Source organism: Bacillus sp. SIMBA_031, assembly GCF_046535225.1.
Classification (GTDB): Bacteria; Bacillota; Bacilli; order Bacillales; family Bacillaceae; genus Bacillus; species Bacillus velezensis.
Window position 1 is genome coordinate 1 of the sequence record NZ_JAWRXC010000654.1, and the last position, 238, is coordinate 238.

Consider the following 238-nt stretch of genomic DNA (forward strand, 5'->3'; position numbering starts at 1 on the left):
TTTCAATATTAATGGTGGCACTAACTTGTGATAAATTTAGCACATGCCCTAAGTCGGCTAGTAACCCATCGGAAATATCAATGGCCGACGAGGCTAAGCCTCGTAACGCTTGCCCAGCAGCTACACGTGGCGTGGGGAAATTTAAACGTTTATTAATATCTTTTAAGTGTTCAGGTGCAATCGATAAGCCTTGTTTTTTCGATTCAATCGCCAACCCAGCATCACCAAGCGGACCGGT

The 238-nt window shown here is 44.5% G+C and carries 1 protein-coding gene; it reads right to left on the minus strand.

Translation table 11 applies throughout. The features are described from left to right. A partial coding sequence (locus tag SB724_RS21700) for a hypothetical protein (protein WP_486304068.1) occupies positions 1 to 214 on the minus strand: 214 nt, incomplete at its 3' end. Positions 215 to 238 lie beyond the last annotated feature (24 nt).